We start from the raw sequence: 18,168 nt of genomic DNA on the forward strand, positions 1-18,168 counted from the left end.
TCTCCCTGAACCCGCAATTCCCGGCTGGGGGCCTGTCCTGGCGATCGACTTGGCCTGGCTCCCGGATTGGCGAAAACCTAAGCGAGGCAGCAGGACGATACAACGCCTTTCCGCGATTCGCGCCGGGGCGTGCCGCGAATCGCCCATGATCGGCAAATCGCCTTTCACTCGGCCCGCCATGCCGGTAATCAGGCCCAAAGCCCCGGAGCCGTTTTCCGCCGGGCAGCGCACAGAGGGTCCAATGTCCGACAGGTTCCGCATCACGCTGGCACAGCTCAACCCCACCGTCGGGGATATCGAAGGCAACGCACTCAAGGCCTTTACCGCCTGGCAGGCCGGACGCGCGGCGGGTGCCGATCTGGTCGCCCTGCCCGAAATGTTCATCACCGGCTACCAGGTACAGGACCTGATCGAAAAGCCCGTCTTTCACCAGACCGCCATCGCGGCGATAGAGGCCCTGGCCGTGCAATGTGCCGACGGACCGGCCCTTGCCATCGGCGGCCCCTGGATCGAGGGTGCATCGCTCTACAACGCCTACCACATCTGCCGCGGCGGCCGCGTCGTGAGCCGCGTTCTCAAGCACAACCTGCCCAATGAAACCGTCTTTGACGAGGTGCGCCTGTACGACAGCGGCCCCCTTGGCGGGCCCTATGCCGTGGGCAACACCCGCGTCGGCAGCCCGATCTGCGAAGACGCCTGGCACCCCGAAGTCTCCGAAACGCTGGCCGAGACCGGCGCCGAATTCCTGCTGGTTCCCAATGGCTCGCCCTATTACCGCGACAAGTTGGGCACGCGTTTCAACCACATGGTCGCGCGGGTGGTCGAAACCGGACTGCCCCTGATCTACCTCAACATGGTGGGCGGTCAGGACGACCAGGTGTTCGACGGGGCCAGCTTCGGCCTGAACCCCGGCGGCGCGCTGGCCTTTCAGATGCCCATGTTCGACGAGGACGTCGTGCATGTCGACCTGGCCCGCACCGCGGACGGCTGGCGCATCGAGGACGGCGAAAAGGCCCATGTGCCCGACGCATGGGAACAGGATTATCGCGCCATGGTCGAATCCTTGCGCGACTATTGCGGCAAGACCGGGTTCAAGAAGGTTCTGCTGGGCATGTCGGGCGGGATCGATTCCGCGCTGGTCGCGACCATCGCCGTTGACGCGCTCGGGCCGCAGAACGTGCGCTGTGTCATGCTGCCGTCCGAATACACCTCCGAACACTCGCTGGAAGATGCCAAGGCCGCCGCGCAGGCATTGGGATGCCGCTACGACTTCGTGCCCATCAGCGATGGCCGCGACGCCATCACCAGCACCCTTGCCCCGCTGTTTGAAGGCACCGAACCCGACATCACCGAAGAGAACATCCAGTCCCGCCTGCGGGGTCTGCTGCTGATGGCGCTGTCGAACAAGTTCGGGGAAATGCTGCTGACCACCGGAAACAAGTCCGAGGTCGCGGTCGGCTATGCCACGATCTATGGCGACATGGCGGGCGGCTACAACCCGATCAAGGATCTCTACAAGACCCGCGTGTTCGAACAATGCCACTGGCGCAATGCCAACCATCGACCCTGGATGGCCGGCCCCGAAGGCCTGGTCATCCCCGAACGCATCATCTCCAAACCGCCCTCGGCCGAGCTGCGCCCCGATCAGAAAGACAGCGATTCCCTGCCCGATTATCCCGTGCTCGACGGCATTCTCGACCTGCTGGTCGACCAGGATGCCTCGGTCAGCGATTGCGTGGCGGCCGGCTATGATCACGACGACGTGAAAAAGGTCGAACGCCTGATCTACCTCAGCGAATATAAACGCTTTCAGTCCGCGCCCGGCACCCGGCTGACCAAGCGGGCGTTCTGGCTGGACCGCCGCTATCCCATCGTCAACCGCTGGCGCGACGGCGGCTGACGCGTCGCGCAAATGCGCGAAATACGACAGGCCCGGCGTCGCAATTTCACGCGCGTCGCTGGGCGACAGGCCCTATTGCCAGCGCTTCGCCTTATCGGAGCCCTGCGTTGTCATGATCGCCTTTCACGTTGTTCCCCAAGCCTTTTCGCTGGCTGAATGTGCCCAGATCGCGGCCCTGGCCCTGGCCGCCCCGGCGCAGGAGGCCGGGCTGGTGCGCCGGGCGCGCGATCACAACCTGCGCCGCGCCGAACTGGTCTGGGTCGACGATGTCCCCGACACCGATTGGGTGATGGACCGGCTGATCGACGTGGTCCGCGTCGCCAACCGCGAGGTGTTCGATTTCGACCTTCAGGACTTTGCCGAAAGCCCGCAGATCGCGCGCTATGACGCCGCGCGCCAAGGCCACTTCGGCTGGCATTCCGACGTCGGCGACGGCACGCTGGCGGCGCGGCGCAAGCTGACGCTGGTCACGCAATTGTCCGATCCGGGCGACTACAGCGGCGGCACGCTCGAGGTCTGGTTCGATTCCAACCTGCGCACCGCCCCGCTGGAGCCGGGCACCGCCGTGCTTTTCCCCTCGTTCGCGCTGCACCGCGTGGTTCCGGTGACGCAGGGAGAGCGGCTTTCGCTTACGGTTTGGGCGCACGGCGCACCATTTCGCTAAACCGCCCGTGCATTGGCGCACAGATCCTTTGCGCTGGCGCCAGTCGTATGGGGCGGCAAACAGGCGTAGATCCCGTGGCAGAATTCATCCACGGAGAGATCGCCATGAGCGCCCCTAAAATCGCAGTCATCTATTATTCCACCTACGGCACCAACCACGCCGTTGCCGAGGAAGCCGCCCGCGCCGCGCGCGAAGCCGGTGCCGAAGTGCGCGTTCTGCGCGTTGCCGAAACCGCGCCGCAGGCCGTCATCGACACGCAAGACGCCTGGAAGGCCCAGGCCGACAAGGTCAAGGACGCCCCCGTCGCAACCCCCGACGACATGATCTGGGCCGATGGCTATTTCTTCTCCTTCCCGACCCGTTTCGGTTCGGCCCCCAGCCAGATGCGCGCCTTCATCGACACCCTCGGCGGTGTCTGGGCACAGGGCGGCCTGGCCAACAAGACCGTGTCCGCGACCACCAGCGCGGCCAACGATCACGGCGGCATGGAAAGCACCCTGTTGGGCTTTTACACCTCGGTCATGCACTGGGGCAGCATCATCGTGGCACCCGGTTTCACGCACGCCTCGATCGGCGAAGCGGGCGGCAACCCCTACGGCTTTGCCGTCAAGGCAGGTGAATTCAACGACGCCGGCAAGGCCGCCGTTGCCCACCAGGCCCAGCGTCTGGTCGAAATCACCGCCAAGATCGCAGCTCCGGTCACCGCCGAGGCCTGATCCCGCTTACCCGGATCTATGGGCTTCGGACCGATCCGGGGCAGACGGACACAGGTCGGGCTGATCCAGATCGGAGCCAGCCCGATCGAGCCAGCCCGATCGAGCCGGGCAAAGTCGCGCCAGGCACGGTCAAGCCGGGCACAGTGGCGCAAAGACCGGTCCCGCCAAGCCCAGTAGCGGCAGGCCCGGTCGCTCTAGGCCCGGTCGCTCTAGGCCAAGTCGCGGCGGGCCCGGTTGCGGCAGGCCTGGTTGCGGCAGACTTGGCCGACCTAAGCCCCGTCTCCCGTCCGCACCCTGTGCGCGCGGTGTCTGCGCGGCCTGCCCCGTCGCGTTATGACCGGGCAGGTGCAGCGCCAGCGGCGCCTTTCTGGCGCAGATGGGCCTGACCGTACTTCCCCCGGCGCGTGCCCATCCGGCCCGCGCCGGTTTTCGTTTTTGGCCCTTCTGGCCATATCGACGCGGTCAGTCCCTTAGCCGACGCCATCCAAGGGATGCCGATCTGGCGACACCGAACTGACAACACCAAGCTCAAGCCGCCAAGCGGGCGATCCCTTCGCGGCCAAAGACCAGCGCATCAAGGCTCCATCCCGCTCCGGGTCAGATCGGAACGCGCCGCGCCCTGCCCATTGCGCCCAGCCTTGGTGCGGGTCAGATCGCAAGCCTTTCTCCGATACGTTCCTGCAACAGCCCATCCAGCCGCGCCAGTTCCGGGCGCAACGGCATGCCCTGCACGCGCGCGCGGTCCAGCCGGTCTGCGGCGATGCCCAGCCCGGTGTCCCCCGCGCAATGCGCCACGCCGCGCAGGAACTGCCCCAGATAGGCCACTACCGCGTCATCCTCGGCCTCGCGCAGGATTTCAGCGGCATGGGCCATGTCGTCCTTGTAGGCGACGGGATCGGGTTCGACCCGTTCATCGGACACCGGCCGTGGCCCCGTCATGCGGTATTCCGGCGGCATATGCGTCAGCAGCGTGCGCTGAAACACGCCCAGGTTGGTCATCGGCTTGGACATGAAGCAATCGGCCCCCGCATTGCGCGCCGCTGCCTCTGATCCCGGGTCCCCCGACACCGCCGCCACCACCGCGACCCGCGGCGTGGCCTGGGACAATTGCTCGATCAGCTCGGCCCCCGATCCGTCCGGCAGGCCCATGTCAATGATCACGGCCGACGGCCTGTACACCTCCAGGTGCCGCCGCGCCGAGCGCAGGCAATCCGCCCGCCGGATCCGTGCACCAGATCGCAAGCACAGCAATCGCATCGCCTCCGACGCAAAAAGGCTATCCTCGACCACCAGGATGGTCATGCCCAGCATCGGGCGGGTCGCAGTCGGTGAAGACATCATTTCCAGCGGGTCCATCGCACTTCCCTCGCTCAATCATCAACAGATTCGCCATAGTGGCCTCTGGAAAGGCTAGGCGTGCTTGGCTAATGCAAAGTTAACCGGGGCGCGTCGCCTCACACGCCCCCCCGCGCACGACCGGCACCCGCCCCGCGCTTGCCCACGGCCCTATTCGACCCGCCCCGCGTTTGCCCGCGACCAGCCGCCCGCTTGCCTGCACGCCCCTGCCCGGCGATAAACACCGCCAGGAGTGAGGATTCGGAGGAACACCCACCATGATCGGTCGCCTGAACCATGTCGCCATTGCCGTGCCGGACCTCGACGCCGCCGCCGCCCAGTATCGCGGCGCTCTCGGGGCGCAGGTGGGCGCACCCCAGGACGAACCCGACCACGGCGTCACCGTGATCTTCATCGAGCTGCCCAATACCAAGATCGAACTGCTGCACCCCCTGGGCGACGACAGCCCGATCAACGGCTTTCTGCAAAAGAACCCCGCGGGCGGCATTCACCACATCTGTTACGAGGTCGAAGATATCCTTGCCGCGCGCGACCACCTGCAGGACACCGGCGCACGGGTGCTGGGCGACGGCACGCCAAAGATCGGCGCCCATGGCAAGCCGGTGCTGTTTCTGCACCCCAAGGATTTCAACGGCTGCCTGATCGAACTGGAGCAAACCTGATGGGTATCACCTCGGCCATCGTTCTTTACGCCGTCATCTGGTGGATGACCCTGCTGTGCGTCGTGCCGGTGCGGCTGCGCACCCAGCAGGACATGGGAAAGGTCACCCCCGGCACCCAGTCCGGCGCCCCCGAGGTGCACCACCTCAAGGGCAAGGTGATCATCACCACCGGCATCGCCACGGTGCTGTTCGCCATCGCCGCAGGGATCATCCTGTCCGGTTGGATCAGCATCGCGGATCTCGACTGGTTCGGGCGGATGGACACCCCCTACCCGACCTGAGTTCCTGACCTGAGTTTCCGACCTTGGTTTTCAGGGGCGGGCGCGGCTCACCCCCGCCGGGCCAGCCCGTGATAGATGTGGGTAAAGGTCGCGGCGCCAAGGATCGGCACCACCAGGTTCAGGATCGGGACCGACAGCGGGATCGCCATCAGCGTGCCCGCGAACCAGATCGTGCCGGCGTGACGGCGACGCAGCACCTGCGCGCCGTCGCGCCCGACCCGGCGCATGGCCGCCAGCGTGAAATATTCCCGCCCCAGCAGAAACCCGTTCATCCCCCAAAAGATGAACGGCGCCAGCGGCGCAAAGATCAGGTACAGGATCAGCGCCAGCAGGTTCGCCACGATGATCACCCCGGTAAAGCCCAGCGTGTCCATCAGCGTCTCAATGAAGGGCACGCCCTGCGCGGGCGGCAGCGCCGGATAGTGCTCCTCCTCCACGGCGTCCGCCACCTCTTCCAGGAAAAAGCCCATGATCCCCGAGGAAACCGGGATCATCAGGAACACCGACGCCAGCATCATCACCAGGAACCCCGAGGCGCTGGCCAGATCGTTCAGCCACGTCACCGGCCCGACAAAGGGCAAGGTCACGCTGTCGCCAACCGCCCAGCCCAGCACCCACATCAGCGCCGCCGTCACGGCCACCAGCAGGCCGATCGTCAAGCCAAGACCCAGGAACAGGACCCGCCGGAACCGTGGGTCGAACACCTGCCCGAGGGCGCGCGCAAAGGCGCCCGGGATTACGCCGACAGCCATGTCGTGAGGGCCTCCGTATCCGGGCGCGGGCGCTCGGGGGGCGCGGTCTTTTCGGTCGCGATATGCACGATTCCTGCCAGCCGTTCATGCGGCGCCAGCCCCAGCCCCTGCTGCACGAACGCCGCGTCGTGCGACGCCCAGCCGCTCAGCCAGTTGGCCCCCCATCCCGCCGCCAGCGCGGCATTCAGCAACGCCAGGCAGACGGCACCGGCGCTATAGGTCTGCTCCAGCGCGGGCACCTTGTCCGACGGCTTGGGGCTTTCCACCACCGCAACTGCCAGGATCCCCTGGTCGAACTGGCTGCGGTCCTTGGCAATCTGCGCCTCGTCCCGCCCGGCCTGCGCGCTCAGCGTGCCGGCAAGCGTGGCCAGACGCGCAAAGGCCGCCCCTTCGATCACGATGAACCGCCACGGCTCCAGTTTGCCATGGTCGGGCGTGCGCGCCGCGGCTGTCAGGATCGGGGCCAGCGCCTCGGCCGTCGGGCCGGGGGCAACCAATGTCTTGGCAGGCCGCGAACGGCGGGTCAGCAGGAATGAGAGCGCGGCCGGATTGGCGTCAGGCATGGGAAACTCCGTCTGGTTCAGGGCAAGATATCGCCCTTTGACGACAGAGTTTCAACGCCTTGGCGGACCCGCATGTCACGGGCCCGCGAATTCCTCGGCCAGTTCCGTGATCAACGTGCTGACAAAGGCGTCCATGCGCGCATTCGGCTGCCGGATGCGCACCGTCTCGGCCATCGGATCCGCGGCGGTTCGCGCGGACCCTGACAGCGCCTCGATCACGCGGTGACCACAAAACGGTACATAGACCTCGGAATAGCCGCCCTCATGCACCATCACCAACTTGCCCTCGCACAGTCGTTCGGCGGCGGCCTTCAACTGCCGCGTCATCTCGCCAAAGGTTTCGGCGGTGCACAGCATCCGGGCAATCGGGTCATAGATCCCCGCATCGAAACCGCAGGCGACGATGATCACATCGGGGCGGAACCGCTCCAGCGCGGGCACCACCACGCGCTCCATCACCTCGACATAGCCGGTGTGCCCCACGCCCGACGGCAGCGGCAGGTTGATGTTGTACCCCTCGCCCTTGCCGCGCCCCTTGTCCGCCGTCGCGCCGGTATCCAGCGGATAGTTGTTTTCCTGGTGCACCGAGATCGTCAGCACATCGTCGCGGTCGTAATAGATCGCCTCGGTGCCATTTCCGTGGTGCACGTCCCAGTCGACGACGGCGACACGCCCGGCCAGCCCCTCGGCCTGCGCGGCCTCGATGGCGATGGCAATGTTCGCCATCAGGCAAAACCCGTTCGGCCAGTCCGGCAAGCAGTGATGCCCCGGCGGGCGCGACAACGCATAGGCATTTGCCACGGTGCCGCGCATCACGTCCAGCAGCGCCTGTTTCGCCAGCCCGGCCGACAGCGCCGCGATCTCGTACCCGCCCTGCGCGAACGGCGTGCGCAGGCCCAGCTCTCCGCCCCCCGCATCCGACATCTCCTTGAACCGGTCGAGATAGCTCGCCGGGTGCACCCGCAACAGATCCGCGCGGCTCGCCTCGGGGGCCGAGGCTTCGTGCAACTCGTCGATGATGCCGGTCACGGACATCAGGTTGCGCAGGCGCCGCTTGGTCTCGGGGCTTTCAGGCAGCCCCCCGGCGGCCAGCGGTTGCACCAGCCCGCCGATCGGCAGCGTCAGCGCGTAATTTCCACCGGCGTGCCAAAAGCACCGCTCGTCCCAGTAGAACCCTGTCTTGTGACCCGTGGTTGACATCAAGGTACCTCCGCTGTCTGTCCTCGGGCACAGACTGGCCTGTCCGCAACGGGGCTGCAAGGCCGGCCGCCCCCTCGGTCCAGCCCCGCATCCCCTTGAAAGCCCCTTGAAAGGAGGCACCGCCATGGCCACCGATCTGCCCTCTCTCAAGCATCTCGCGCAGCCGGGCGCCGAGATTGCCGTCCGGGTCACGCCCCGGGCCGCCCGCAACCGCATCCTGATCGACGCTGACGGCGCGCTGCGCGTCTACGTCACCACGGTCCCCGAGGATGGCAAGGCGACGGAGGCGGTGCGTAAAATTCTGGCAAAGGCGCTCGGGGTGCCGAAAACCGCGCTGATCCTGCTGCGCGGCACCACCTCGCGCGACAAGGTGTTCCGGATTGACGCCCCGCGGGGCGGTCAGTCGATGCTGGACGGGGTCAGGCTATAGCTGCCCTCGGGCAGGTTCAGCGCCGCGCTCAGATCACGCAGCTGCGCCATCGACAGGGTCACCTTGCGCATTTCGTCCAGCCGCGCGTCATATTGTTCGACCGTGATGCACTCCTCGAAGGCATTGATGACAATATCCTCTTGTAACGGCGCGGGGCCATCATCAACTAGGGTCACAACGGTGCAGTCGAATTCATGCTCGATGGTAAACATGACCGCAGCTTAGCGGCATCCCCATGGGCGCGAAATCACCAATTTCGGCATAGGCGGCTTTTCCGGCTGTGCCCGTGGAACCGCTGCACTACCATGGTCCCCGTGACCAACAGGAAAGAAACCGAGGACGTGCTTATGAAGGGTTTGAGGGTCGCCTGTCTCCTGCTCGGGCTGGTGGCGGTGGCCGGGTGCACGACGCCCCCCCTGCAACAGGGCCGCGCCGGGGCGATCGACAGCGCCTTTCCCTCGCGGCTCGATGCCGATTCGGCGGCGCGTCAGTTCGCCCAGGTCGTCAGCACGGTCGAACCCGTGGCGGAACGCTATTGCCGCGCCGCCCGCGCCGACCGGAAATGTGATTTCCACATCATCGTCGACACCCGGCGGCGCAGCGCGCCAAACGCCTTTCAGACGCTGGATGACAACGGCGAACCTGTTCTGATCTTCACGCTGTCGCTGATCGCGGACATGCGCAACCCCGACGAACTGGCCTTCGTGATGAGCCACGAAGCCTCGCATCACATCCGCGATCACCTGTCGCGCCAGCGCGCCAATGCCGATACCTCGGCGCGCCAATACGGCCAGGCCGCGGCCAGCAAGGGGGCCTCGCGCGCCGCAATCCGGCGGGCCGTCGCGCTCGGGGCGGAACTCGGCGCGCGCAGCTACTCGAAACAGTTCGAGCTTGAGGCAGATTACCTCGGGGCGCAGATCGCGCGCTCGGCCGGCTACAATCCGCTGCGCGGCGCGCAGTATTTCCAACGCCTTCCCGACCCGGGCGAGGAATTCCAGAGCAGCCACCCCCCGAATGCCGAACGCATGGCCACCGTCCGCGCCGCCCTGCGCCAGAACTGATACCGCCCGCAACCGGCCCCCCGGCACGACACCGGCGCGACACCGGCGGGCCGCTGCGGCTACAGCGGCCACATCAGCTGAATGGCGAAACTGACGATCAGCCCCATCGACAGGTTCAGCGGGATGCCGATTTTCAGAAAGTCGGTAAACTTGTAGCCGCCGGGACCATAGACCAGCATGTTGGTCTGGTACCCGATGGGCGTCGCGAAACTGGCCGAGGCCGCGATCATCACGGCAATCACCAGCGGGCGCGGCTCGATCCCCATGGCCTGCGCCAGGCCCGCCGCAATCGGCGTCATCACCACCGCCACGGCGTTGTTCGACACCAGCTCCGTCAGGACCGAGGTCAGCAGATAGATCGCCCAGATCACCAGGAATCCCGGCAGCTTCGACACCAGCGGCGCCAGCGTGTTGACGATCAGCGCCACCGCCCCCGTGTGTTCCAGCGCGGCCCCGATGGCCAGCATGGAAAAGATCAGCGCCAGCAGACGACCGTCGACAAACTCGAACGCCTCGTCGGCGTCGATGCACCTGGTGATCAACACGATGGTTACGGCAAACAGCGACAGCAGGAAAATCGGCGCGATGCCCAGCCCCGCCAGCGCCACGATGGCCAGCAACGCAATGATGGCAATCGGGGAATGACTGCGCCGATAGGCGCGTTCGGTCGGCGCGCTGACGTCGACCATGTCCATCTCGCGCGCAAGGCGGCGGATGTCCTCGGGCGCCCCTTCCAGCAACAGCGTGTCGCCCACCCGCACCACCAGCTGATCCAGCTGCTGACCGATGTTCTGGTTGCGCCGGTGAACCGCCAGCGGATAGACCCCGTAGCGCCGCCGCAGCCGCAACGAGCCGAGCGCGCGCCCCACCATCTTGCAGCCCGGCGTGATCAGCACCTCGACCGTCGTCGTCTCGACCGTGCTGACCTGATCGACGCGCTTCAGTTCCTTGTTGCGTTGCAGCGAAAGCAGCTCGGTCATCTGGGTGCGCAACACCACCCGGTCCCCCACCTGCAATTCGACACCGGCCAGATTGCGCCGCAGCGACTGGTCGCCGCGCACCACGTCGATCAGCCGGACACCTTCGCGCTTGAACAGCTGCACACCGGTGACTTCGCGCCCGATCAGGTTGGAATCCGGCGGGATCACCGCTTCGGTAAAGAATTTCATCCGGGACCGCGTCGACAGCATGGACGCCATCGAATCCCGCTCGGGCAGCAGCCATTTCGACATGACCCGCATGTAGAACATGCCCCACACCACGACGATGATGCCGATGGGCGTGACCTCGAAGATCCCGAAGGGTTCCAGCCCCTGCGCCCGCGCCACGCCGTCCACCAACAGGTTGGTCGATGTGCCGATCAACGTCAGCGTGCCCCCCATGATCGCCGCATAGCTCAGCGGGATCAGCAGTTTGGAGGCCGAGATATTCAGCACCCGCGCCATCTGCACGAACACCGGGATCATCACCACGACAACCGGCGTATTCGACACGATGGCCGAACTCAGCAGCACAAAGGCGAACATCCCCGTGATTGCGAACTTGGGTCGCCTGCTCGCCTGAGACGAGGCCAATCGCGTGAAACTTTCCAACGCCCCCGTGCGCACCAGCGCCCCCATGACGATGAACATCGCCGCGATGGTCCAGGGGGCCGGGTTGGCCAGCACCGGCAGGGCAAGGTCGTAGGGCAACAGCCCCAGCAGCAGCATCAGCGACACACCGGCCAGCGCAACCACTTCAGTCGGATAATATTCTTTAACAAATAGAACGAACATCGCCCCGACGACGCAAAGCGTCAAAATCGCCTGGGCGGTCTCCGTCAATGGCAGTATCGGCATAATATGCGCCCTGTCAGAACTTCGGACCCATCTAGGCCATGCGGCCCCCGCCGTGCAAGCGCGGCGTTCGAATGCGCCCCCGGCAGGCCCCCGAACCCGGACCAGCGGCCAGCGCCTGTGCAAATGATCACCGTCCGCCCGAGTCCCGGTCCCGGTCCCGGATCGTATCGCGCTCCTGACCTGCTCCTGACCGGCGCGGGCCCTGCCCTCCCGCTCCCCGCCCCCGGATCGCCCGGCGCTCGCGCCTCTCGCCACGCCTCTCGCCACGACACGCAGTCGGATTGCGGACCGGGTTGCGCCAGATCGATCGCCGGACAGCCTTCGCCACGTCAACCGATCGCACGCTCTGCGCGGCACCTCGGCCATGGCAAGGGCTGAAAAAGATCGGTCAGCGCACCGTTCGGATACCGTCAAGATACCGACGCAGGCACCGACGTTCCGTTTTTGGGGTCAAACCGGGCCGGGACCCGATTGTTGCAGCCGCCCGCCCTGGCGCACCATTTCAACCCGCGTGGCCTTTCCGGTGCGGTCGTCGGTCTCGACATACAGTCCCGAAAGCGTCGCCTCGCCCTCTGCCGGGGTAAAGCGACCCTTGACCATTCCGGTGATGAATCGCCGCATCGGCTCGGATTTCTCCATGCCGATGACACTGTCGTAATCCCCGGTCATGCCAGCATCGCTCAGGTAGGCGGTGCCCTTGTTCAGGATCTGCGCGTCCCCCGTCGGCACGTGTGTATGCGTACCCACGACCACACTGGCACGCCCGTCGCACCAATGGCCAAGCGCCATCTTTTCCGATGTCGCCTCGCAGTGCACATCGACCAGCGACGCCTGCACCATCCCGCCCATTGGGTGTTTTTTCATAATGAAATCAACGTGGCTGAACGGATCGTCAAAGGGGCGCTTCATGAACACCTGGCCCAGAACCTGCGTCACCAACACCTTGCGACCGCCCCTTGCGTCGAACACGCGAAAGCCCCGGCCCGGGGCCTCCTTGGCAAAGTTCAGCGGCCGGATCACACGCGGCTCGGTCTCGATGAACTGCAACATGTCGCGCTGGTCAAAGGCATGATCGCCCAGGGTCACGCAATCGGCCCCGGCGTCCAGGATGCCCTTGGCATGGGCGCCGGTCAAACCCGCGCCATGACTGGCATTTTCGCCATTCACCACGACGAAATCCAGCTTCCAAGCCTCGCGCAGCTTGGGAAGCGTTTGCGCCACGGCGTCGCGCCCGGCGCGCCCCATGACATCTCCTAGGAACAGAATTTTCATACATACCGCCTAAGCACATGGGTCCACTCTGGCAAGCCCGGCCTTCGCACGTCGCAACGTCTCGCCGCGCCTTTCACGGCCTATCAGCCCGGTTTGACGGGATAGCGCCGGGCCAGATCGCGCGCGGCGATCCTGTCCTGCGCGCACTCCGGTCCCTCAGCCCAAGGACGAAACCGCAAACGAAAGGCATTTAGCATGGCATCCCGTGATCCCTCACCCTCCAGTAGTGGATAGCCAAAGCCTTGCAGACTCTCACAAAAATCAGCGTCCTCCGCTGCCGCCGGATCAGGCCAGACGCTCAGCCCCGACCGCGCAAGGCGACGCCAGTCGAACCGCGCACCGGGGTCGACCTTGCGCAGGGGCGCCATGTCGGAATGGGCGATCACCCGTTCCGGGCCAATGTCCCAGCGGCGAAGGATTTGCGGCAGCAGCCATTCCAGGCGGGCCATCTGCGCCTCGGAAAAGGGCGTGGTCCCGGTATTGGCCAGCTCAATTCCGATCGAGCGCGAATTCACATCCGTGACAGTGCCCCACTGGCCCGCCCCGGCGTGCCAGCCACGCTCCGCCTCGTCGACCAACTGCCAAAGCTGGCCGTCTTCACCAATCAGATAATGGCATGAGACGGGCGACAGCCCCTCGGGCGGACAAGGATCGCAGAGCCTCTGCAAGGCCGCCTCGGCCGTGATCATCGCAGTGTGATGCAGGACGACAATGTCGGGCAGCGCCCCGCCTCGGCGGGCATTCACATTCGCGGACGGCTGCCAGATTGCCCCGTCCTGCCGCCCCTGCGTCAAGTTCAGCCCCCGGACGCCTTGCGGAACGGGGCCGGATCCCAGGAGCAGGCATAGCCGTCGCCATCGGGGTCGACGCCCATCCGGTCGCGCTCAGGCCCACCCTTCTTCAGGAAATCGGACTGCGCCAGATCGGGAGAGGGGTATTTCGCGCAATTCCGGTTGAAGCGGGATTCGGAAGCAATCGAGATACGCGAATAAAGCCGCTGACCCATGGGGTTGGATGTCTGCAACGCATAGGTCACCAGGTTCGGCCCGGTGTCCACGCGCTGAGGCAGGGCGGTCGGGGCAATCTGTTCGTACTTGGCCCGGTTCTGCGCGATGAATTCCTTGTCCTGCTCGATCGAGCGCTGCTCACCCACGGCTTCGAAGTTGTTTTCCTGCGAGATGCCCATGGCATTCACGGCTTCGGGCGGCGGGTTGGACGGGCTGGCCTGCAAGGGCACCACGCCGGAATTCATCTGCGCCGACTGCAAGGCAGCCTGTGTTTCACGTGCAATATCAATCGCTTCGGGATCGCTGCCATAGGCAGGTGCGGCAGCCGTGGTCTGGGCCCCTGCGGGCAGCGTTTCCATGGCCGACAAAGGCTGGCTGGTCACCGCATCCGCAGCGGGAAGGCCACCGGTGGTGCCCTGGGAATTGCCCGCTTGCAGGATCATTTCGCGTTCGCGCGCATATTGGTTCAGGCTGCCATAGCTCGTCCCGGCGCCGCTGCTCGGCAAGGAGGGGCTACAGGCCGCAACGCCCAGAAGGGCCGTTCCCAGTATCAACACGCGCATCGAAAACTCTCTCGTCATGGCTCGGATGGTCCAGCTGAATGTGCAAGACAGGACACCGGAAATCACTCGCGGTATCCTGTCTGTTTCACGTCGGTATCTGGGCGGTACTTACCACCATTTAGATGGCTTGGAAACAAAGCCTGCGGCCTGCTCCAACGCATAGGCGGTGTTCAGCAAATCGCCCTCTTCCCAGGGACGGCCGATCAGTTGCAGCCCCAGCGGCAGCCCCTTGGCATCGACACCGGCCGGTACCGAGATGCCTGGCAGACCGGCCAGGTTGACCGTGACCGTGAAGACATCGTTGAGGTACATCTGCACCGGATCCGCATCCGTCATCTCGCCCAGACCGAAGGCCGAAGACGGGGTCGCCGGGGTCAGAATGGCATCGACACCCGCCGCGAAGGCATCGTCGAAGTCCTTCTTGATCAGCGCACGCACCTTGCGCGCCCGGTTATAATAGGCATCGTAAAAGCCCGCTGACAGCACGTAGGTGCCGACCATGACGCGGCGCTGCACCTCATGTCCGAACCCTTCGGCACGGGTCTTTTCGTACATCTCGGTGATACCGTCGCCGTGGCTCAGCCTGGCGCGGTGGCCATAGCGCACCCCGTCGTAGCGCGCCAGGTTCGACGATGCCTCGGCAGGCGCGATCACGTAATAGGCCGGCAGCGCGTACTTGGTGTGGGGCAGCGAGATGTCGACGACCTTGGCACCGGCATCGGCCAGCATTTCCTTGCCCGCGGTCCAGAGCGCGTCGATTTCGTCGGGAATACCGTCGAGGCGGTATTCACGGGGGATGCCGATGGTCTTGCCCTTGATGTCGCCGGTCAGCATCGCCTCGAAATTCGGCACGGGAATATCCATGCTGGTCGAATCCCTGGCGTCATAGCTGCACATCGTCTCAAGCATGATGGCGGCGTCGCGCACGTCCTTGGTCATCGGGCCCGCCTGATCGAGCGAGCTGGCGAAGGCAACGACGCCCCAACGGGAACACCGCCCATAGGTCGGCTTGATGCCGGTGATGCCGGTAAAGGCCGCAGGCTGGCGAATCGAGCCGCCGGTATCGGTGCCGGTCGCCGCAAGGCAGAGGTCCGCCGCCACGGCCGAGGCCGACCCGCCGGAGGAGCCACCGGGCGTCAACGCGGTATCGTCATTGCCGCGCCGCCACGGGTTCACCGCATTGCCATAGGCCGAGGTTTCGTTCGAGCTGCCCATGGCAAACTCGTCCATGTTCAGCTTGCCCAGCATGACCGCGCCCGCGTCGAACAGGTTCTGCGTGACGGTGGATTCGTATTCCGGCTTGAACCCCTTGAGGATATTCGAGGCCGCTTGGCTCGGCACGCCTCTGGTGCAGAACAGATCCTTGATGCCAAGGGGGATGCCGCACATGTCTGGCGCATCGCCCGCCTGAATGCGCGCATCGGCGGCTTCGGCCTGCTGCATCGCAAGGTCGGGGGTGTTGTGCACAAAGGCGTTCAGTGCGCCCGCCCCTTCGATGGCCGAGAGGCAGGCCGCGGTCAGCGCGGCGGCGGTCGTATCGCCCTTGCGCAGGGCATCGCGGGCGGCGGCGATGGTCAGGGTGTTGAGATCAGACATTATTCGACCACCTTCGGCACTGCAAAAAAGCCCTCTCGGGCATCGGGGGCATTCGACAGGATCCGGGCCTGCTGATCGCCTTCGGTCACGACATCCTCACGCCGTTTCAGGCGCTGCGGGGTGACCGAGGTCATCGGTTCGACGCCTTCGACATCGACTTCGTTCAACTGCTCGATAAAGCCGAGGATGGTATTGAACTCTTCCGCCAGCGCGGGAAGCTGGTCGTCTTCCACCTTGATACGGGCCAGTTTCGCAACGCGGGCCGCGGTTGCTGTGTCGATCGACATGGAACGCCTCTTTCACTTGGATCGCGCACGGGTTTAGCGCCGCAAGGCCCCGCCCGCAAGCATATGGCGGGTTTGCATGTGAAACCTATAGGTCAGGATCATCCATCCCAGCATCGTGGCGTTCAGCAAATGCCAAAGGAAGTGCGTGCCGATGCCGTCGGTTGCGTCGCAAAGCGGCGCGTCGAGCGAGCGGAAGGTGAGCGAGAGCATCAACAAGGCGGCCCCCGCCGCCAGCCGCCCCGCCGTGGCGGGTGCCCGTTTCGCAAGCAGCGCCGCATAGAGGAAGATCAGCAGTGGCACCGGCATGTAGGCGGCGCTGGCGCCATAGAGCGGCAGCAGGCGCAGCACGGGCGTCAGCAGGACCGAGGCAGGCAGGAACAGCGCCGGGATCAACACGGCGACCCAGAGCGGCGCGCTGAAAAAGTGGCGCGTGGCGGCGAAGATGTAGATCAGGATGAACAGCAGGATGGGCAGGGTGTCGGCAATCCCTGCCCAGCCGGTCGCGAGGGTGTGAAACAGGCCCGATCCGACACCGATCACGAACAGCACGAGACAGAGCAGTCGCGCCAGCGGCAGACCGGCCACGGCGCGCCACAGCGCCAGCGCAACAGCGATGAAAGCAAGGTTGGTCAGCGCATTCAGCGGCTCGGCCCAGAGGCCGGGGCCAAGGCGTTCGCAATAGGCATCCACCTGCGCCATCAGGTCCATGGGTCTTTCCTTTCGTCCTTGCGACGCTAGTGTCTGGGCCAGAACAGACCCCGGACTGACCGCCAATCCTGACGGCAGGCTGGGTGCAAACCTTCGGAGGTTCAACATGAAAATCATCTGGCTCGGCCACGGCTCATTCCGGATCGAGATCGCGGACAAGGTTCTGCTGCTCGACCCGTGGTTCGACGGCAACCCGTCCTTTCCCGAAGAGCGCCGCGCCGAGGCGATCGCGGGGGCCACGCATATTTTCGTCACCCATGGCCACGGCGACCACGTGACCGATACGGCCGGTATCGCCAAGGAACTGGGCATCCCGGTCTTCGGTATGGTCGAGCTGATGGGCTGGCTGGCCGCCAACCACGAGATCGAGACGACGGGCTTCAACAAGGGCGGTACGATCAAGCTGGACGAGGTGTCGGTGACGATGGTTCACGCGACGCATTCCTCGTCGACGGATGGCCCGAATGGCCCGGTCTATCTCGGCTCGGAATCGGGGTTCATCATCGAGGGCGAAGGCCATTCGATCTATTTCTCGGGCGACACGGATGTGATGGCCGACATGAAGATCTTCCACGATCTGCATGAACCCGACATCGGCATCCTGTGCGCCGGCGGCCATTACACGATGGACATGAAACGGGCGGCCTATGCGGCCAAGACCTTCTTCAAGTTCAAGACGGTCATCCCGATGCACTACAAGACCTTCCCGGCGCTGGAGCAGAACGCCGACCTGCTGGCGAAAAGCCTGCCGGGTGTCATGGTGATCGAACCCGAAGTGATGACCGCCATCGAGATCTGAGGCACCACCGCCACACATCCCGCCGCAAAACGCAAAAGGCCCCGGACGCAATGCCGGGGCCTTTCGCTTGTTAGAAACGCGGGATCACTCGTAGTAGTTGGCGTGATCCGGGTCGAGACCGACATGGGTGCCCATGGCCACCATATCCGCCAACAGCTTGGCGGTATGGGCGACGGCATTGTCATCCGTCGCGTCTTTCCAGGCCTTGCGTGCCTCGACAACCCAGTCATTCAGAATGTCCTGGGTCATCTCTTTCTGGTGCAGTGCACGTTCGGCCAGGACGGTAACGCCCTCGGCCGAAATCTCGGCGAAACCGCCGGTGACGACGTAATCGTCTTCACCATTCGGGCCCGAGATGTGCAGCAGGCCGGGGCGCAGGGTGGTGATCATCGGCGCATGCCCGGGCATCGCTGTCAGATCGCCATCCGTTCCCGGAATCTGCACCTCGCTCACCGGGCCGGAGACAAGGCTCCGTTCCGGCGAGACAAGGCTGAAGTCCATCGTGTTTGCCAT

The 18,168-nt window shown here is 65.1% G+C and carries 21 protein-coding genes; 8 read left to right on the forward strand and 13 right to left on the reverse strand.

Annotation, left to right across the window (positions count from 1 at the left end; all coding sequences use genetic code 11):
• Positions 1-241 precede the first annotated feature (241 nt).
• From DL237_RS17235 to wrbA, 3 genes are all read left to right on the forward strand, one after another.
• Positions 242-1,900, forward strand: coding sequence for an NAD+ synthase (locus DL237_RS17235; RefSeq protein ID WP_119400333.1), 1,659 nt, complete (start codon positions 242-244; stop codon positions 1,898-1,900).
• Positions 1,901-2,012: 112 nt separating this feature from the next.
• The gene (locus tag DL237_RS17240) at positions 2,013-2,564 is read left to right on the forward strand and encodes a 2OG-Fe(II) oxygenase (RefSeq protein ID WP_119400334.1); all 552 of its coding nucleotides are present in this window, start codon (positions 2,013-2,015) and stop codon (positions 2,562-2,564) included.
• 104 nt (positions 2,565-2,668) lie between these two features.
• Positions 2,669-3,280 (forward strand): NAD(P)H:quinone oxidoreductase type IV, encoded by a 612-nt coding sequence (gene wrbA / locus DL237_RS17245; RefSeq protein ID WP_119400335.1) that lies wholly within the window; start codon positions 2,669-2,671, stop codon positions 3,278-3,280.
• A gap of 648 nt (positions 3,281-3,928) precedes the next feature.
• Here wrbA and DL237_RS17250 read toward each other — a convergent pair.
• Positions 3,929-4,636: a response regulator gene (locus DL237_RS17250; protein WP_119400336.1), complete on the reverse strand. Its 708-nt coding sequence runs from the start codon at positions 4,634-4,636 to the stop codon at positions 3,929-3,931.
• A 257-nt stretch (positions 4,637-4,893) separates the two neighbouring features.
• Here DL237_RS17250 and mce point away from each other — a divergent pair, with 257 nt between their 5' ends.
• Positions 4,894-5,298, forward strand: a complete 405-nt coding sequence (mce, locus tag DL237_RS17255) for a methylmalonyl-CoA epimerase (RefSeq protein ID WP_119400337.1) — start codon at positions 4,894-4,896, stop codon at positions 5,296-5,298.
• A complete protein-coding gene (locus DL237_RS17260) occupies positions 5,298-5,579 on the forward strand; it encodes a DUF1467 family protein (RefSeq protein WP_119400338.1) in 282 nt (93 codons plus the stop codon). The genes mce and DL237_RS17260 overlap by 1 nt, the downstream gene beginning before the upstream one ends.
• Positions 5,580-5,626: 47 nt before the next feature.
• On the opposite strand, the gene DL237_RS17265 is transcribed toward DL237_RS17260, so the two are convergent.
• The 3 genes from DL237_RS17265 to DL237_RS17275 all read right to left on the reverse strand — a co-directional run bounded on the left by DL237_RS17265 (position 5,627) and on the right by DL237_RS17275 (position 8,094).
• On the reverse strand, positions 5,627-6,331 hold the full coding sequence (locus tag DL237_RS17265) for an EI24 domain-containing protein (protein WP_119400339.1): 705 nt from the start codon (positions 6,329-6,331) through the stop codon (positions 5,627-5,629).
• Positions 6,316-6,894 (reverse strand): nitroreductase family protein, encoded by a 579-nt coding sequence (locus tag DL237_RS17270; protein ID WP_119400340.1) that lies wholly within the window; start codon positions 6,892-6,894, stop codon positions 6,316-6,318. The genes DL237_RS17265 and DL237_RS17270 overlap by 16 nt, the downstream gene beginning before the upstream one ends.
• A 75-nt stretch (positions 6,895-6,969) precedes the next feature.
• Positions 6,970-8,094, reverse strand: a complete 1,125-nt coding sequence (locus DL237_RS17275) for a class II histone deacetylase (RefSeq protein ID WP_119400341.1) — start codon at positions 8,092-8,094, stop codon at positions 6,970-6,972.
• Between the two features lie 124 nt (positions 8,095-8,218).
• Between DL237_RS17275 and DL237_RS17280 the strand changes: the two genes are divergently transcribed.
• Positions 8,219-8,524, forward strand: coding sequence for a DUF167 domain-containing protein (locus DL237_RS17280; protein ID WP_119400342.1), 306 nt, complete (start codon positions 8,219-8,221; stop codon positions 8,522-8,524).
• On the opposite strand, the gene DL237_RS17285 is transcribed toward DL237_RS17280, so the two are convergent.
• Positions 8,494-8,736, reverse strand: coding sequence for a hypothetical protein (locus tag DL237_RS17285; protein ID WP_119400343.1), 243 nt, complete (start codon positions 8,734-8,736; stop codon positions 8,494-8,496). The genes DL237_RS17280 and DL237_RS17285 overlap by 31 nt on opposite strands.
• Before the next feature lie 135 nt (positions 8,737-8,871).
• On the opposite strand from DL237_RS17285, the gene DL237_RS17290 reads away from it, so the two are divergent.
• Positions 8,872-9,585, forward strand: a complete 714-nt coding sequence (locus tag DL237_RS17290) for a M48 family metallopeptidase (RefSeq protein WP_119400344.1) — start codon at positions 8,872-8,874, stop codon at positions 9,583-9,585.
• 59 nt (positions 9,586-9,644) lie between these two features.
• On the opposite strand, the gene DL237_RS17295 is transcribed toward DL237_RS17290, so the two are convergent.
• The 7 genes from DL237_RS17295 to DL237_RS17325 all read right to left on the reverse strand — a co-directional run bounded on the left by DL237_RS17295 (position 9,645) and on the right by DL237_RS17325 (position 16,856).
• The gene (locus DL237_RS17295; RefSeq protein ID WP_119400345.1) at positions 9,645-11,423 is read right to left on the reverse strand and encodes an SLC13 family permease; all 1,779 of its coding nucleotides are present in this window, start codon (positions 11,421-11,423) and stop codon (positions 9,645-9,647) included.
• Positions 11,424-11,873: 450 nt separating this feature from the next.
• Positions 11,874-12,695, reverse strand: coding sequence for a TIGR00282 family metallophosphoesterase (locus DL237_RS17300; protein WP_119400346.1), 822 nt, complete (start codon positions 12,693-12,695; stop codon positions 11,874-11,876).
• Positions 12,696-12,778: 83 nt separating this feature from the next.
• Positions 12,779-13,489, reverse strand: coding sequence for an N-acetylmuramoyl-L-alanine amidase (locus DL237_RS17305; protein WP_233545039.1), 711 nt, complete (start codon positions 13,487-13,489; stop codon positions 12,779-12,781).
• A 2-nt stretch (positions 13,490-13,491) separates the two neighbouring features.
• On the reverse strand, positions 13,492-14,283 hold the full coding sequence (locus DL237_RS17310) for a hypothetical protein (protein ID WP_233545040.1): 792 nt from the start codon (positions 14,281-14,283) through the stop codon (positions 13,492-13,494).
• Between the two features lie 90 nt (positions 14,284-14,373).
• Complete coding sequence (gatA, locus tag DL237_RS17315) at positions 14,374-15,861, reverse strand: Asp-tRNA(Asn)/Glu-tRNA(Gln) amidotransferase subunit GatA (RefSeq protein WP_119400348.1); 1,488 nt, start codon at positions 15,859-15,861, stop codon at positions 14,374-14,376.
• On the reverse strand, positions 15,861-16,148 hold the full coding sequence (gene gatC, locus DL237_RS17320) for an Asp-tRNA(Asn)/Glu-tRNA(Gln) amidotransferase subunit GatC (protein WP_119400349.1): 288 nt from the start codon (positions 16,146-16,148) through the stop codon (positions 15,861-15,863). Before gatC ends, gatA begins: the two co-directional genes overlap by 1 nt.
• A gap of 33 nt (positions 16,149-16,181) precedes the next feature.
• Positions 16,182-16,856, reverse strand: coding sequence for a ceramidase domain-containing protein (locus DL237_RS17325; protein WP_119400350.1), 675 nt, complete (start codon positions 16,854-16,856; stop codon positions 16,182-16,184).
• Positions 16,857-16,962: 106 nt separating this feature from the next.
• Between DL237_RS17325 and DL237_RS17330 the strand changes: the two genes are divergently transcribed.
• Entirely contained in the window at positions 16,963-17,655 is a 693-nt protein-coding gene (locus DL237_RS17330; protein WP_119400351.1) for a metal-dependent hydrolase, read from the forward strand.
• A gap of 84 nt (positions 17,656-17,739) precedes the next feature.
• Here the strand turns inward: DL237_RS17330 and DL237_RS17335 are convergent, their stop codons facing one another.
• The gene (locus tag DL237_RS17335) at positions 17,740-18,168 is read right to left on the reverse strand and encodes a F0F1 ATP synthase subunit epsilon (protein WP_119400352.1); all 429 of its coding nucleotides are present in this window, start codon (positions 18,166-18,168) and stop codon (positions 17,740-17,742) included.

The organism is Pseudooceanicola sediminis (genome assembly GCF_003575965.1).
In the GTDB taxonomy this organism is placed as follows: Bacteria; Pseudomonadota; Alphaproteobacteria; order Rhodobacterales; family Rhodobacteraceae; genus Pseudooceanicola; species Pseudooceanicola sediminis.